This window comes from Cupriavidus sp. KB_39, assembly GCF_052114485.1.
Classification (GTDB): Bacteria; Pseudomonadota; Gammaproteobacteria; order Burkholderiales; family Burkholderiaceae; genus Cupriavidus.
In genome coordinates this window covers 144,173-159,584 of record NZ_JBFREV010000007.1, presented here as the reverse complement: position 1 = coordinate 159,584, position 15,412 = coordinate 144,173, and the positions used below count along the sequence as shown (strand labels likewise).

Here is a 15,412-nt window from a genome sequence, read left to right as displayed (position 1 = left end):
ATAGGCGCCACCCCGCAGCGCCCGCCAGTGGGGCGGCTTGGCAAGTCTTACAAGGGGATGCGTGGAGAACGATGCAGGTTTTGCGCGCGGCGTCGCCCGTGGATACGCCGTCCCTCTCCCCCGCCCCTCTCCCGGAGGGAGAGGGGAGAAAACCAGGGGCCCATCAAAGCCTGTCGGTGTGCTCCCCTCGCCCGCTTGCGGGAGAGGGGAAAAAACCAGGGGCCCATCAAAGCCTGYCGGTGTGCTCCCCTCGCCCGCTTGCGGGAGAGGGGARAAAACCAGGGGCCCATCAAAGCCTGYCGGTGTGCTCCCCTCGCCCGCTTGCGGGAGAGGGGCCGGGGGAGAGGGCCGGCGGTTCCAGCCGCGCTGGCACAAAACCTGCCCCTCCACGCCATCACTCGACAAGGCATCGACATGAAAGAAAGTCCTGAAATCCGGGACACGGCGCATTTCCTTGCGCGGCATGGTCTCAGGCTGGCCACGGCGGAGTCGTGCACGGCCGGGCTGATCGCGTCGCGCATTGCCGAGGTGCCCGGCTGCGGCGACGTGCTGCGCTGCGCCGTGGTGGCCTATGCGCCCGACATCAAGACCTCGGTGCTGGGCGTGCCCGAGGAAGTCATCCGTCGCCACGGGCTGACCAGCGAGGCCGTCTCGCTGGCCATGGCGCACGGCGTGCTGCGTCTGGCCGATGCCAATCTGGCGATTGCCAACACGGGCGTGGCCGACGGCAACGCGCCCGACGACACCCCGGCTGGCACGCAGTGCTTCGCGTGGGTGCTGCGGATGCCGGGCCGCACTGCCCCGCTGGCCGTGTTCACGGAGACGCGGCGCTTCGACGGCGACCGCAACACCGTGCGCTTCGCTGCCGCCGACTACGCGCTGCTGCGCATCCCGCACTACTACGAACTGGCGCGCGGCGGCACCGGCCAGACCCGCCCGTCGCCCACCCCATAGATGCGGTCCCCCGGCGCGCGCCGGATCGTGGCATGGCCCGTGAAGGCGCCGAARGCCGGCAGGATCGCGCCATGCTCCCCCAGTACGAAGCACGGCAGCCGCAGCGCGTCGGCACCGCTGCCGCGCAGCACCACGGCCGGATGGAGGTGGCCCGCGAGCACATAGCCGTCCGGGGAAGCGCCCGGCATATGGCACAGCGCGAACGGGCCGGCCCGCAGCGGTTCCGTGACCACGGTCATGCCGAGTTCCGGCGGCGGGTCGCCGGCGTGGGTGTCGTGGTTGCCGCGCACCAGCGTGCAGCGCACGCGGGCCGGCAGCGCCCGGCGCCAGTCGTGCAGCGCGACGATGACCGCCGCCGTGCGCGCGGCGCGGGCGTGCAGGAAATCGCCCAGAAACACCAGCTCCCGCGCCGGATAGCGCACGGCCAGCGCGTGCAGCCGGGCGAGGTTCTCGGCCGTGGTGCCGGGCGGCACCGGCTGCCCCAGCGCCCGGAACGCGGCGGCCTTGCCGATGTGGACGTCCGCCACCAGCAGCATCGCCGCGCCGGGCCACCAGATGGCGTGCTCGGGCAGCAGCCACAGCGTCTCCCCGGCCACTTCCACGGCCTGGGCGCCGAAGGCATGCAACGTGGCGGCGTCTGGCTGGCTCATAGCAGCGGGAGCGGTTTCGATGGCTTGCGCGGGCGCCCCGAGCGACGTGCGCGACCGCTGGCCCCGCTTCTTCCACCACTGCGGCCACCTGACTTGACGTGATCGGCCATGCCGAAGCGCGCCACCTCGGCCACCTGCGCGGCATCGGCATCAGCATCGACGGTATCCCCCACCGGCCCCGCCGCCGCCTCCAGTTCGGCCAGCATGCGGGCGATGCGGTCGGCCAGCTTCTCGGTACTGAGCTTCTCGCGCAGGAATTCCACCACCAGCGGAAAGGCCAGCGGCGAGGGGCGCTTCAGCGCGTGCAGGTCCAGCCGCAGCGCGGCCAGCCGGGCCAGCGTGTCAGCCAGCCGGTGGGCGTCCAACTCCTGCATCAGCACCTCCCGCTCGGCCTGCCCGAGCAGCAGGTTGGCCGGGTCGTGCTTGCGGAAGACCTCGTAGAACAGGCTCGATGACGCCTGCAACTGGCGCGCGCTCTTGTGGGCGCCGGGGTAGCCCTGGAAGATCAGCCCGGCCACGCGGGCGATCTCGCGGAAGCGCCGCAGCGACAGCTCCCCCGCGTTCAGGCTGCCGAGCACGTCGGCGGCCAGGTCGCGCTGGCGTTCCTCGGCCAGCACCAGCGGCAGCCAGTGCGCCCAGTCGAGCGGCGCCGAGGCCAGCAGTTCCAGCCCGTAGTCGTTCACGGCCACCGAGAAGGTCGCCGGCACCTGCTGCCCRAGCCGCCACGCCAGCAGGCTGCCCAGCCCCARATGCACCGAGCGGCCCGCRAACGGATAGAGGAACAGATGCCAGCCTTCGCGCGAATGGAGGGTCTCGGCCAGCAGCGTGCCGCGCGTGGGCAGCGCCGACCAGCGCGCCTGCAGGTCTACCAGCGGCTGGATCAGCGGCAGTTCGGGCGTGCTGGCCGGGTCGAGGTGGCCAAGCTGGGCGGCTTCGAGCGTATCGACCACGGCCTCGGCCAGTTCGGTGGAAAGCGGCATCTTGCCGCCGTTCCAGCGCGGCACCGAGGGCCGCTTGCCGGCCGCGCGGCGCACGTAGGCGGTCATCTCCTGCACGCGCACCAGTTCCAGCAGCCGGCCGCCGAACAGGAAGCAGTCACCGGGCGCCAGCCGCGCGATAAAGCCCTCCTCCACCGTGCCCAGCGAGGCCCCGCCGCTGCCCGCACGCGTCCAGAATCGCACCTGCATCGTGGCATCGCTGACGATGGTGCCCACGCTCATGCGGTGCCGGCGCGCCAGCCGGGCATCGGGCACGCGCCAGACGCCGGCCTCGTCGGGCATCGCCCGGCGATAGTCSGGATAGGCGGACAGCGTGCTCCCGCCCTGCCGCACGAAGTCGAGGCACCACTGCCATTCTTCGTCGCTCAGCGCGCGATAGGCCCAGGTGGTGCGCACCTCGGCCAGCAGGTCATCGGCGCGGAAGCCGCCACCGAGCGCCACCGTCACCAGATGCTGGACCAGCACGTCGAGCGGCTTGTCCGGGGACTCGCGCGCCTCGATACGGCCAGCGCGCACCGCGTTGCGCGCTGCCACGGCTTCCACCAGTTCCAGGCTGTGCGTGGGCACCACGGTCACGCGCGACGCCCGCCCCGGCGCATGGCCAGACCGTCCGGCGCGCTGCAACAGCCGCGCCACGCCTTTGGGCGAGCCGATCTGGAGCACGCGCTCCACGGGCAGGAAGTCCACGCCCAGATCCAGGCTCGACGTGCACACCACGGCGCGCAGCGCGCCGTTCTTGAGATGCACCTCCACCCAGTCCCGCACGGCGCGGTCCAGCGAGCCGTGGTGCAGCGCGATCTGGCCGGCCCACTCGGGSCGYGCATCGAGCAGGGCCTGATACCAGASTTCGGCCTGCGAGCGCGTGTTGAGGAASACCAGCGCGGTGCTGGTGGATTCCAGTTCGCGCACCACGTGCGGCAGCATCGACAGGCCGAGATGCCCCGCCCACGGAAAGCGCCCGGCGGCGTCCGGCAGCAGCGTGTCGATGACCAGCGTCTTCGGCGTGTGGCCGTGCACCAGCACCCGGCGATCGTCCGGCAGGCCGGCCAGCAGCACGTCGCTGGCATGGTCGAGGTTGCCGAGCGTGGCCGACAGTCCCCAGACCATCAGCCCGGGCTGCCATTGCCGCAGCCGCGCCAGCGCCAGTTGCACCTGCACGCCGCGCTTGGAGCCGATCAACTCATGCCATTCATCGACCACGACCAGACGCACGCGGCCCAGCGCCTCGCGTGCGTCGGCGCGGGTCAGCAGCAGGGAGAGGCTCTCTGGCGTGGTTACCAGCGCCGTGGGCAGGCGGCGCGCCTGCGCGGCGCGTTCGCTGCTGCCGGTGTCGCCGGTGCGCAGCCCCGCGGTCCAGTCGAGGCCGAGTTCGGCCAGCGGGGCTTGCAAGGCGCGCGTGGTGTCGGCGGCCAGCGCGCGCATCGGCGTCAGCCACAGCACGGTGAGCGGCGGCGGCGTGGCGCCGGCCCGGGCCGGCGGTTCGGCGAAGGCCAGCAGCGCGCCGAGCCACGCGGCGTAGGTCTTGCCGGTGCCGGTGGTGGCGTGGAGCAGCCCGCTTTGGCCGTGGGCGATGGCGTCCCACACGTCGCGCTGGAAATCGAACGGCTGCCAGTGGCGGGCCGCGAACAGCGCCGGCAGCGTCTCAGCCACTGGCGGGGCGCGGACGAACGGTGCGGCCTCGCTCATGCGGCATCCTCGGCCGGCACCGCGCGCGCGGCGCCCGGCAGCATCGCCTCCAGCGTGGCCAGCGTGTCGGCCTCCTCGATCGGCTTGTCCGTGCGCCAGCGCAGCATGCGCGGAAACCGTACGGCGATGCCGCTCTTGTGCCGCCCGCTGCGGGAAATCCCCTCGAAGCCGAGTTCGAAGACCAGTGTCGGCGTGACGCTGCGCACCGGGCCGAAGGACTCCACGGTGGTCTTGCGCACGATGGCGTCCACCGCGCGCATCTCGGCATCGGTCAGCCCYGAGTACGCCTTGGCGAACGGCACCAGCGCGCGCTCCGGCGTGCCCGGCGGGGCGTTCCAGACCGCGAAGGTGAAGTCGGTATAGAGGCTGGCGCGCCGGCCGTGGCCGCGCTGGGCATAGATCAGCACGGCATCCACGGTGTAGGGATCGATCTTCCACTTCCACCAGACGCCCACGTCCTTGGTCCGCCCCGCGCCGTAGGCGGCGTCGGCGGCCTTGAGCATGAAGCCYTCCACGCCCAGTTCGCGCGAGGTCTCCCGCAGCGTGGCGTAGCGCGCCCAGTTGTCGGCATCGACCAGCGGRCTCAGCTCCAGCGCCGGGTGGACGTGATCGGCAATCACCTGCTCCAGCCGCGCGCGGCGTTCGGCCTGCGGGCGGGCGCGCCAGTCCTCGCCCTGCCATTCGAGCAGGTCATAGGCCATCAGGATGGCCGGCGCCTCGCGCAGCAGCTTGGCGCCGAGCGTCTTGCGACCGATGCGCTGCTGGAGCAAGGCGAACGGCTGCACGCGGCGGTCCTGCCAGATCACGATCTCGCCGTCGAGCACGGTGCCATCCGGCAGCGTGGCGGCGGCTTCGGCCAGCTCGGGAAAGCGCTCGGTGATCAGTTCCTCGCCGCGCGACCACAGCCATGTGGCGCCGGCCCGGCGCACAAGCTGGGCGCGGATGCCATCCCACTTCCATTCCACCTGCCASCGGGCCGGGGCGCCGAGCACGGTGTCGAAGTCCTCCACCGGGGCCTGCAAGGGATGGGCGAGGAAGAACGGATAGGGCTGGCCGCCGCGCTGCAAGGTGGCGAGGGCGCCCTCGCCCGCCGCCGTCCCGGCATCGTCCGGSGCGATCAGCGCGAGGTAGTGCGCGGCATCGGGGCGGCGCGAGATGTCGGTGTAGCCGACCATGCGCTCGGCCACGCGCTTGGCGTCCAGCCCGGCCACCTCGCCCAGCGCGCGGGTGACCAGCAGCCGCGACACGCCCACGCGGAACGCGCCCGTGATCAGCTTGAACAGGACCAGCCGCCCGCGCGCGTCGAGCGGGCGCCAGAGCGCATCGAGCCGCTCGCGCAGCACCTCCGGCGGCTGGCCGCGCAGCGGCAGCAGGCGCTGCTCGACCCATTCGGCCAGCCCGGCCGTGTCGATGTGGGGCGTGGCCGGCAGCAACAGCGCGATGGTCTCGGCCAGGTCGCCCACGGCCTGATAGCTTTCCTCGAACAGCCACTCGGGCAGCGCGGCGGCCTGCCGGGCCAGTTCGCGCAGCATCGCCACCGGCACGAGCTGGCGCGGCTTGCCGCCGGACAGGAAGTAGACCGCCCAGGCGGCGTCCTCGGGCGGCGCGGCGCGCAGGTAATCGACCAGCGCCGCCAGCTTGGCGTTGCTGGACGTGGTGCCGTCCAGCGCCGCGTAGAGGTCGGCGAAGGCTTTCATGGGGCTGCCTCCGGGGTTTCGACCGGGGTTTCCACGGTCTCCTGCGACGGCTCGTCATCGTCCCCGGCGTCGTCCCCATACTCGGTCTGGAACGCCTGCGCCTGCCAGCCCTGCTCGCACAGGTAGCGCACCATCACCGGCACGTTGCCATGCGTGACGATGACGCGCGGCGCGCCCGTGGCGGTGATCGCCGAAAGGAGCCCGGGCCAGTCCGCATGGTCGGACAGCGCGAAGCCGCGATCGACGCCGCGCCGGCGCCGCGTGCCGCGCAACTGCATCCAGCCGCTGGCGAAGGCATCGGCGGCCTCGCCAAAGCGGCGCAGCCATGTGGAGCGCTGCGCGGACGGCGGCGCCACCACCAGCGCGCGGCGCAGGGCCGGGCTGCGCGCCGGCAGGTCCGCCGTGGTCAGGGTGGGTGGCAGGGCCACGCCGGCATCCGCATAGGCCTGGTTCAGCGTGGTCATCGCCCCATGCACGACGATGGGCCCCGGCAGCGCCACGTCCGCGCCCGCATGACGCATCAGCCCGTGCAGGATGCGCTGCGCCTTGCCGAAGGCGTAGCAGTACAGCACGCTCGCCCGCCCCGCCGCCGCGTTGGCCTGCCACCAGCCGAAGATCTCGGCCATCAGCGCGGCCTGCGTCGGCCAGCGGTAGATCGGCAGGCCGAAGGTGCTTTCGGTGATGAAGGTGTCGCAGCGCACCGGCTCGAACGGGTCGCAGGTGCCGTCGGCCTCGACCTTGTAGTCGCCGGAGGCCACCCAGACCTGCCCGCCATGTTCCAGCCGCACCTGGGCGGAGCCCAGCACGTGTCCGGCCGGATGGAGGCTCAGCCGCACCCCGTGATGCGTGATGGCTTCGCCGTAGGGCAGCGTCTCCAGCGCGATGCCCGGCAGCCGCGCCAGCAGCACGCCGCGCCCGGGGGCGGCACAGAGGTAGCTGCCGTGGCCGAAGCGCGCGTGGTCCGAATGGGCGTGGGTGATGACGGCGCGCGCCACGGGGCGCCACGGGTCGATATAGAAGTCGCCGGGCGGGCAATACAGCCCTTCCGGCCGCGCGACGATCAGGTCGGCCATCGGGATCCATCCCCCTCTATATATAGGCGGGGCGTCAGGTAGCGGACGGCCCCGCGCGCCGCGCCTTGCGGGCCTCCGCCATGCCCCGCACGTTGAGCGCGGCCAGCGCGAACTGGAGCACCACCAGCGCCCAGGCCCCGGTATGGAAACCCCAGCCCACCCACATCGCGTTGCTGGCCAGGAAGACCCAGAAGCCCACCTTGCGACGGCCCGCCGCGCGGCTGCCGACCAGCCAGGTGGCGGCCACCGTCACCGCCATCGCGGGCCATTGCAGCGCATCGAGCCAATCCACGGAAATCCTCCCGACCTGACGATCCCTATCCAGCGTAGTCGGCCCGGGGCGGCGCCGGCCAGCGTGGGGTGTCCCGTTCGGCTGTCGGCGCATTCTCACAAAGTTACCAATGCATCACTTAGAGAGCGGAATGCCGATTTCCCATACGGCGTCAATCAGCCGGGCGCCGATAGTGTCGACTATGAATCTCTCCTAGAATCGACTCAACGTCCTGCCGTGCGGCGTGGTCAGCCGCGGACGCCTCCTTGCCCGATCCCTCCCATCTTTCACACCTTCATGCGCCCAGAAAACCAGCGACTAGCGGACCTCCTGCGCGAGGACCCGGACACCATCCTGCGCGGCTGGACCGCCGAATATCACACCTACACGGGCGGCCGCGGCCTGAGCCAGAACCTCGAGACCGAGCAGCGCGCCATTCTCAAGGCGCTTGACACCGGCCTGTCGGCGGATGCCGACGCGAGCAACTTCGACAGCCGTGCCTGGACCACCCTGCGGGACACGCTGTCGCACCTGTCCGCCGCCCGCGCGGCGCAGGGCGAGACGGCCGACGTGACCAGCGGCTTCGTGCTGGCGCTCAAGCGCCCGCTGTTCGATGGCCTGCAGCGCCATCGCGGCGAGGTGGAGGGCCAGATCGAGGTGGTCTGGGCCGCCTCGTCCATCGTGGACCGCATGGCGCAGTGGACCGTCTCCACCTACCAGAAGACGCGCGAGGACATCATCATGCGCCAGCAGCACGAACTGCTGGAGCTGTCCACGCCCGTGATCAAGCTGTGGGACGGCGTGCTGGCGGTGCCCGTGATCGGCACGCTGGACAGCAGCCGCGCGCAGATCGTCATGGAAACGCTGCTGGAGCGCCTGGTGAACACCGGCTCCGAGCTGGCCATCATCGACATCACCGGCGTGCCCACCGTGGACACCCTCGTGGCGCAGCACCTGATGAAGACCGTCACGGCCATCCGCCTGATGGGCGCGGAAAGCATCATCAGCGGCATCCGGCCGCAGATTGCGCAGACCATCGTCCATCTTGGCATCGACCTGCAGGGCATCATCACCAAGTCCACGCTGGCGGACGCGCTGGCCACGGCCATGCGCATGACCGGCCACACCGTCACCCGCGCCGCCTGAACCCGGAGGCGCCATGGAACGGATTCCAATCCTGCGGATGGGCAAGAACCTGCTGGTCACGATCCAGATCGACATGCAGGACCAGACCGCATTGATGTTGCAGGAAGACATTGCCTCCACCATCGACCAGACCGGCGCGCATGGCGTGCTGATCGACGTCTCGGCGCTGGAGATGGTGGACTCGTTCATCGGCCGCATGCTGGTGAGCATCTCGGACATCAGCCGCATCCTCGGCGCGACCACGGTGGTGGTGGGCATCCGCCCGGCCGTGGCCATCACGCTGGTGGAGCTGGGGCTCTCGCTGGGCGGCGTGAAGACGGCCCTGAGCGTGGAGCGCGGCATGCAGATGCTCGACGCCGCCGCGCGGGTGGCCTGAGATGGCCACCCCTGCCGTGGCCACCGAGCTGGCCGATACGGGCAGCTCCCCGCTCAAGGACGAGCGCGATATCGTCCATGCGCGCGCGATGGTGCGCACGCTGACAATCCAACTGAAGTTCTCGCTGGTGGAGCAGACTAAGATGATTACGGCGGCCAGCGAACTCGCCCGCAACACCGTGGTGTACGGCGGCGGCGGCGAAATGCGCTGGGAGATGCTGGCCGAGGGCATCCGCAAGGGCCTGCGGCTGCATTTCGAGGACAAGGGCCCCGGCATTCCGGACGTGGAACAGGCGCTGGTCGACGGCTGGACCACGGGCAGCGGGCTGGGCATGGGCCTGTCGGGCAGCAAACGGCTGGTGAACGAGTTCGCCATCAGAACCAAAGTTGGCGAGGGAACCTGTGTCAGCATCACTCGGTGGAAGTAACAACCTGGGCCCGCACATCGCCGTGCCGATGGGCGACCGCAGCCGCGTGGGCGAGGCCCGMCGCGCCGCCGCCGAACTGGCCGGGCGGCACGGCTTCGATGCCATCCAGTCCGGYCGGCTGGCCGTRGCCGTCAACGAGCTGGGCAACAACCTCGTCAACCACGCCCGGGGCGGCCGGCTGCTGGTGGCRGCGTGCCAACTGGGCGACRGCATCGCCATCGAGCTGATTTCRATCGATGACGGCCCCGGCATGACCGACCTCCAGGCCTGCCTGCGGGACGGCTATTCCACCGGCGGCAGCGCAGGCCAGGGCCTCGGCGCGGTCAGCCGGCTGGCCGACGACTTCGACATCTACACCCGCCCCGGCCAGGGCACGCTGATCCTGGCGCGCTTCTACCGCGAGCGCGATGCTGGCGGCACGGCGCGCCGCACCAGCAACGGCTTCGACGTGGGCGCGGTCTGCGTGGCCGCGCCGGGCGAGACGGTCAGCGGCGACGGCTGGAGCGTGGCCGTGCACGACCACCGCGCCGACGTGGTGGTGGCGGACGGCCTGGGGCACGGCCCCGACGCCGCCGAAGCCGCCGCCGTGGCGCTGTCCGTGTTCGCCCGGGCCCGGGGCAGCCATCCCGGCCGCTACCTGGAACTGGCGCACGGCGCGCTGCGCACCACGCGCGGCGCCGCCGTGACGGCCGCACGCGTGGACGCCGGCGCCCAATGCATCCGCTATGCCGGCGCCGGCAACGTCATGGCGCGCGTGMTATCCGGCATCGACGACCGCACGCTGCTGGTCCAGAATGGCACCGCCGGCCTGCAAATGCGGGCCGTGCAGGAGCAGGAGGTGGAGTGGCCGCCGCACGCCGTGCTGATCGTGCATTCGGATGGCATCCAGTCGCGCTGGCGGCTGGACGACCCGGCCGTGCTGCAGCGCGATCCGTCGCTGGTGGCCGCGTTCGTGTTCTGGAAATTCTGCCGGGGCCGCGACGATGCCACCGTCGTGGTGGTTCGCCGCGCGCAGCGGTGATGCCCCCGGGCCCCCGCAAGACACCGTGAGACTGGCCGCTATGACCCACCCCACCCACCCGACCCACCCGACCGCCTCCCCCGACACCGACCCCGCCGCACTCCAGGCCGCGCTGGCGGCGCGCACCCAGGAAGTGGAGGCGCTGCGCGCCGAGCTTGAGGAAACCAATCGCGGCGTGCTGGCGCTGTACTCGGAACTGGACATCCAGGCCGACCAGTTGCGCCAGGCCACCGAGCTGAAGAGCCGCTTCCTGGCCTATATGAGCCACGAGTTCCGCACGCCGATCGTCGCCATCCAGAGCATTACCCGGCTGCTGATCGACCGCGTGGACGGCCCGCTCACCCCCGAGCAGGAAAAGCAGGTGGTGTTCGTGCGCGACACTGCCGCCGAGTTCGCCGAGATGGTCAACGACCTGCTCGACCTGGCGCGGCTGGAGGCGGGCCGCGTGGATGTGTCGCCGGCCTGGTTCGACATGGTGGCGCTGTTCGATGCCCTGCGCGGCATGTTCAAGCCCGTGCTGACCAACCCGGAGGTGTCGCTGATCTTCGAGGCCCCGCACGACGTGCCCAAGCTGTTCAGCGACGACCGCAAGCTCTCGCAGATCCTGCGCAACTACGTCTCCAACGCGCTGAAATTCACGCCGAGCGGCGAGATCCGCGTCTCGGCCGTGTGCGACGGCGACGACACCATCACGTTCTCCGTGCGCGATACCGGCATCGGCATCCCGGCGGAGTCTCACGGCGAGGTGTTCCAGGACTTCGTGCAGATCGACTCCCCGCTGCAGCGGCGCTACCGGGGCTCCGGCCTCGGGCTGGCGCTGAGCAAGCGACTGGCGGAGCTGCTCGGCGGGCATGTGGGCTTCGAGAGCGAAGTCGGCGTGGGCTCGCGCTTCTACGTGACCGTGCCGGTGGCGCTGCCCGTGCCAACGGACGCGCCTGCCGGAGACCATCATGGCTGATCACATCGTAGCGGCCATCGGCAGGGGCGACACCCCGCCGCTGGTGCTGGTGGTCGATGACAACCCGGTCACGCGCTACGCCACGGTGCGCGTGCTGAGCGCGGCCGGCTTCCGCACCATCGAGGCCGAGAGCGGCCAGGAGGCGCTGCAACGCGCCGACACCAGCGTCTCCGCCGTGGTGCTCGACGTCAACCTGCCGGACATCGACGGCTTTCAGGTCTGCCGCCGCCTGCGCGAGCGCGCCGAGACCGCCACCGTGCCGGTGGTACACCTCTCCGCCACCTACGTGGCCGACTACGACAAGGTGCGCGGCCTGGACGCTGGCGCCAGCGCCTACCTGGTCCACCCGGCCGAGCCGGCCGTGCTGGTGGCCACGATCTCCTCGCTGCTGCGCGCCAGCGCCGCCGAGCGCTCGCTGCGCGAGAGCGAGGCGCGCTTCCGGGCGATCTACCACCAGGCCATCGGCGGTATCTGCACGCTGGATCTGGACGGGCGCTTCGTCGACCTGAACCCGGCCATGCTGGGCCTGTTGCAGCGCCCGGCGGAGGCGCTGATCGGCCAGCACGTGGCCGCCTTCGCCCCGCCTGACTGGGTGGCGCGCGTGGCCGAGGCCACCGGCCAGCACCTGCAGGACGGCTGGCAGGGCGCGTTTCCGCTGCGCGACGCGCAGGGCGAGACCATGCACCTGGAATGGAGCATCTCGGCCGTGCTGGAGAACGGCGTGAAGGTGGCCGTGGTGTCCAACATCACCGACCGCGTGCTGCTGGAGCGCCAGCGCGAGCAGCTGATCGAGCGCGAGCAGGCCGCGCGCGCCGCCGTGGAGCGGCTGAACCGGATGAAGGACGATTTCATCGCCATCCTCTCGCACGAACTGCGCAACCCGCTGAACGTGATCTCGGTCTGGACCCATGTACTGAGCCGCCATGTGGCGTCCGAGGAAGGCCGGCGCGGTCTGGCGGCGGTGGAGCGCAATATCGCGATCCAGCGCCGGCTGGTGGCGGATCTGGTCGATGTGTCGATGCTCAACGTCGGCAAGATGAAGCTGGAGCGCGAGTTGACCAACCCCGCCGATGTGATCGGCGGCGCGCTGGACAGCATGCAGGCGCAGGCCGCCGAGCGGCGCGTGGCGCTGGACGTGATCCTGCCGGCCACGCTGGTCCCCCGCGCCTGGCTGGACCCGGCGCGCTTCCAGCAGATCCTGTGGAACCTGCTCTCCAACGCCATCAAGTTCTCGCCCGAGGGCGGCGCGGTGCGCGTGGAGGCCAGCTCAGACGCCGAGACGCTGCGCGTGCGCGTGATCGATCAGGGACGTGGCATCTCCCCGGACTTCCTGCCGCTGCTGTTCGACCGCTTCACGCAGAGCGACGACGCCAACCGGCGCCAGCACGGCGGCCTGGGGCTCGGGCTGGCCATCGTCAAGCATCTGGCCGAGATGCACGGCGGCACGGTGCATGCCGCCAGCCATGGCGAGGGCAAAGGCGCGATGTTCGAGGTCTCGATTCCGCTGGTGGAGCCGGGCTCGCCCGAACCGGGCGCCGAGCGCGCCGAGGTGGCGGCGATCCAGCCGGGCGTGCCGCTGAACGCGCTGGACGTGCTGCTGGTGGAGGACGATGACGATGCGGCGGCGGCGCTGTCGGCCATCCTGTCGAACGACGGCGCGCGGGTGCGCACCGCGCGCGACTGCGAGACCGCGCTGGATGAAATCGAGGCCGCCACGCCGGACCTCATCATCAGCGACATCGGCCTGCCCGGCCGCGATGGCAACGACCTGATCCGCGAAGTGCGCATCCGCGAGGCGGTGGCCTCGCGGGCGCGCACGCCAGCCATCGCCCTGACCGCCTTCACCCGCCAGCAGGACCGCCGCGCGGCCATCGAATCTGGCTTCGACGCGGTGTGCGGCAAGCCGCTGCGGCTGCAGGAACTGATGAGCGCGATTGAAACTGTGCTGGGGCTGATGCAGTAGGGGCCGCTGCGGCTGCGGCAGGCGCGTGCCCTCTCCCCCGGCCCCTCTCCCAGAGGGAGAGGGGAGAACACCGTCGCGTTGATATGCCAGTTGGGTGCTCCCCTCTCCCGCTTGCGGGAGAGGGGCCGGGGGAGAGGGGCAGTGCCGCTACGAAGTCAGTCGCCCATCCGCACCAGATAGCGCCCGCGTGACTGCCGCGCCAGCATGCGGGCCATGGCGTCGGGGATGTCCTGGAAGGCGATCTCGTTGGCGACCAGATCGAGGTGGCGCGGGCGGTAGGTATCGGCGATCTTCGCCCAGACTTCGCGGCGCAGCGCCATCGGGCTGTTGGCGTTGATGCCGATCAGCTTTACGCCGCGCAGGATGAATGGCAGAACGGTGGCGTCGAACTGGGCGCCCGCCGCGTTGCCGAAGGCCGTGGCCACGCCGTCTGGCTGGAGCGTGCGCAGCATCCACGCCAGCACCTCCCCGCCCACGGCGTCGACGGCGCCGGCCCACTGCGCCGGGTCCAGCGGCTTGCCCGTCCCCTTGGCCACCTCGGCCGGCAGGATCTCCGCCGCGCCCAGCGTGCGCAGGTAATCGAGTTCGGCAGCCTTGCCGGTCAGCGCCGTCACGGCGTAGCCGCGCCCCGCCAGCATGTCGATGGCGATGCTGCCCACGCCGCCCGTCGCCCCGCTCACCACCACCTTGCCGCGCGCCGGCGCCAGCCCGTTGTGCTCCATCCAGTGCAGGCACAGCCCGGCCGTGTAGCCGGCCGCGCCGAGCGTGGCGGCCTCGCGCAGCGAGAGCCCGGCCGGCAGCGGCATCGCCCAGTCCGCCTTCACGCGCGCGTACTGCGCGTGGCCGCCGTCATGGTCCACGCCGATGCCGAAGCCATGCACGACCACCAGGTCGCCTTCACGGAAGCGCGCGTCGGACGAGGCCGCCACGGTGCCGGTCAGGTCGATGCCGCCGATGCGCGGGTACTGCCGCACGATGGCGTTGATGCCGGCGGCGGCCAGCGCGTCCTTGTAGTTCAGGCTCGACCACGCCACGCGCACCAGCACCTCGCCGGGCGACAGGTCGTCGACGTTCAGTTCGACAAAGCCGGCGGTGGGGGTGCTGGACCCTGCCGTGGGCGCGTGAAGCCGGTAAGCCAGAAATCGGGACATAGCCTTTCCTATCTATCCATTGCCAATCAAACCATTGCCAATCAATCCAGCGACGTGCCGGTGGACTTCACCAGCGCCGCCCACCACGCGGTGTCCGCGCGGATCTGCTGGGCGAACTGCTCAGGCGTGTTGCCGACCGGCTCGGCGCCCTGGTCGATCAACCGCTTGCGCATCTCCGGCCGCGCCAGGATCTTCAGCGTGGCCTGGTTGAGCCGGTCGATGACCGCGCGCGGCGTGCCGGCCGGCGCCATCAGGCCCTTCCAGGCCGTGACCGTGAATCCCTTCAGCCCGGCCTCCTCCGCCGTCGGCACGTCCGGGGCAATCGGCACACGCTTGTCGCTGGCCACCGCCAGCGCGCGCAGCTTGCCGGACTGCACGTGCGGCCACAGCGGGGGCATGTTGTCGATCAACACCGTGATGTGCCCCGCCACGAGGTCCGCCACGGCCGGGCCGGTGCCCTTATATGGCACGTGCTGCATGCGCAGGCCGGCCATCTGGTTCAGCAGCTCGCCCGCCAGCTGGGCCGGCGTGCCGTTGCCGGGCGAGCCGAAGGTGACCTGCCCGTTGTGCGTGCGGGCGTAGGCGATGAACTCGCTGACCGTGGTCACCGGCAGCCCGGCATTCACCACCATCAGRTTGAAGTCGCGCGAGATCATCGTCACCGGCGCGAGGTCGCGCGCGGGGTCGAAGGTCATCTTCGGATACAGGCTCGGGTTGATCACCGTCGGCCCCGCGCTGGCCAGCAGCAGCGTGTAGCCGTCCGGCGCGGCACGGGCGACGATCTCGCCGCCGATATTGCCGCCCGCCCCGGGCTTGTTCTCGACCACCACGGTCTGGCCCAGCTCCTCGCGCAGCGGATCGGCCAGCAGGCGCGCGACGATGTCTGCCGTGCCGCCSGGCGCGAACGGCACCACGAGCCGTATCACCCTATTGGGGTACGCGCCCTGCGCCTGCGCCACCCCCACCACGCCCAACATCGCCCATGCAAGACTTGCGACGACTACAGATGCTTTGAACATTTTTGTCATCTCCGGTGGTTTT

14 protein-coding genes are annotated in these 15,412 nt (G+C 71.0%); 7 read left to right on the top strand and 7 right to left on the bottom strand.

Annotation, left to right across the window (positions count from 1 at the left end):
* Nucleotides 1-414 precede the first annotated feature (414 nt).
* Nucleotides 415-954, top strand: coding sequence for a CinA family protein (locus tag AB4Z27_RS08135; protein WP_092293265.1), 540 nt, complete (start codon nucleotides 415-417; stop codon nucleotides 952-954).
* On the opposite strand, the gene pdeM is transcribed toward AB4Z27_RS08135, so the two are convergent.
* Genes pdeM through AB4Z27_RS08110 form a run of 5 tightly spaced genes read right to left on the bottom strand, consistent with a single transcriptional unit; the run spans nucleotide 900 to nucleotide 7,350 of the window.
* A complete protein-coding gene (pdeM, locus tag AB4Z27_RS08130) occupies nucleotides 900-1,604 on the bottom strand; it encodes a ligase-associated DNA damage response endonuclease PdeM (protein WP_441591019.1) in 705 nt (234 codons plus the stop codon). The two genes, AB4Z27_RS08135 and pdeM, sit on opposite strands and share 55 nt — an antisense overlap.
* Nucleotides 1,601-4,288, bottom strand: a complete 2,688-nt coding sequence (locus AB4Z27_RS08125; protein WP_441644204.1) for a ligase-associated DNA damage response DEXH box helicase — start codon at nucleotides 4,286-4,288, stop codon at nucleotides 1,601-1,603. The genes pdeM and AB4Z27_RS08125 overlap by 4 nt, the downstream gene beginning before the upstream one ends.
* Nucleotides 4,285-5,985 (bottom strand): ATP-dependent DNA ligase, encoded by a 1,701-nt coding sequence (locus AB4Z27_RS08120; RefSeq protein ID WP_441591021.1) that lies wholly within the window; start codon nucleotides 5,983-5,985, stop codon nucleotides 4,285-4,287. The genes AB4Z27_RS08125 and AB4Z27_RS08120 overlap by 4 nt, the downstream gene beginning before the upstream one ends.
* Nucleotides 5,982-7,058, bottom strand: a complete 1,077-nt coding sequence (locus tag AB4Z27_RS08115) for a ligase-associated DNA damage response exonuclease (RefSeq protein WP_092293257.1) — start codon at nucleotides 7,056-7,058, stop codon at nucleotides 5,982-5,984. Before AB4Z27_RS08115 ends, AB4Z27_RS08120 begins: the two co-directional genes overlap by 4 nt.
* Nucleotides 7,059-7,092: 34 nt before the next feature.
* Entirely contained in the window at nucleotides 7,093-7,350 is a 258-nt protein-coding gene (locus AB4Z27_RS08110; protein WP_092293255.1) for a hypothetical protein, read from the bottom strand.
* A 276-nt stretch (nucleotides 7,351-7,626) separates the two neighbouring features.
* On the opposite strand from AB4Z27_RS08110, the gene AB4Z27_RS08105 reads away from it, so the two are divergent.
* From AB4Z27_RS08105 to AB4Z27_RS08080, 6 genes are read left to right on the top strand one after another with little or no spacing between them, the layout of a single operon-like run.
* A complete protein-coding gene (locus AB4Z27_RS08105; protein WP_092293253.1) occupies nucleotides 7,627-8,475 on the top strand; it encodes an STAS domain-containing protein in 849 nt (282 codons plus the stop codon).
* A 13-nt stretch (nucleotides 8,476-8,488) separates the two neighbouring features.
* Nucleotides 8,489-8,851: an STAS domain-containing protein gene (locus tag AB4Z27_RS08100; RefSeq protein WP_092293251.1), complete on the top strand. Its 363-nt coding sequence runs from the start codon at nucleotides 8,489-8,491 to the stop codon at nucleotides 8,849-8,851.
* A gap of 1 nt (nucleotide 8,852) precedes the next feature.
* Nucleotides 8,853-9,278: an anti-sigma regulatory factor gene (locus tag AB4Z27_RS08095; protein ID WP_441591024.1), complete on the top strand. Its 426-nt coding sequence runs from the start codon at nucleotides 8,853-8,855 to the stop codon at nucleotides 9,276-9,278.
* Nucleotides 9,253-10,299: an ATP-binding protein gene (locus AB4Z27_RS08090; RefSeq protein ID WP_441644203.1), complete on the top strand. Its 1,047-nt coding sequence runs from the start codon at nucleotides 9,253-9,255 to the stop codon at nucleotides 10,297-10,299. Before AB4Z27_RS08095 ends, AB4Z27_RS08090 begins: the two co-directional genes overlap by 26 nt.
* A 40-nt stretch (nucleotides 10,300-10,339) precedes the next feature.
* Nucleotides 10,340-11,257 carry a sensor histidine kinase gene (locus AB4Z27_RS08085; RefSeq protein WP_092293247.1) on the top strand — a complete coding sequence of 306 codons (918 nt, stop codon included), beginning with the start codon at nucleotides 10,340-10,342 and terminating at the stop codon, nucleotides 11,255-11,257.
* Nucleotides 11,250-13,220, top strand: coding sequence for a hybrid sensor histidine kinase/response regulator (locus tag AB4Z27_RS08080; protein ID WP_092293245.1), 1,971 nt, complete (start codon nucleotides 11,250-11,252; stop codon nucleotides 13,218-13,220). Before AB4Z27_RS08085 ends, AB4Z27_RS08080 begins: the two co-directional genes overlap by 8 nt.
* Before the next feature lie 155 nt (nucleotides 13,221-13,375).
* Here the strand turns inward: AB4Z27_RS08080 and AB4Z27_RS08075 are convergent, their stop codons facing one another.
* A complete protein-coding gene (locus tag AB4Z27_RS08075; protein ID WP_092293243.1) occupies nucleotides 13,376-14,371 on the bottom strand; it encodes an oxidoreductase in 996 nt (331 codons plus the stop codon).
* Between the two features lie 41 nt (nucleotides 14,372-14,412).
* The gene (locus AB4Z27_RS08070) at nucleotides 14,413-15,348 is read right to left on the bottom strand and encodes a Bug family tripartite tricarboxylate transporter substrate binding protein (protein WP_255370766.1); all 936 of its coding nucleotides are present in this window, start codon (nucleotides 15,346-15,348) and stop codon (nucleotides 14,413-14,415) included.
* Between the last annotated feature and the right edge of the window lie 64 nt (nucleotides 15,349-15,412).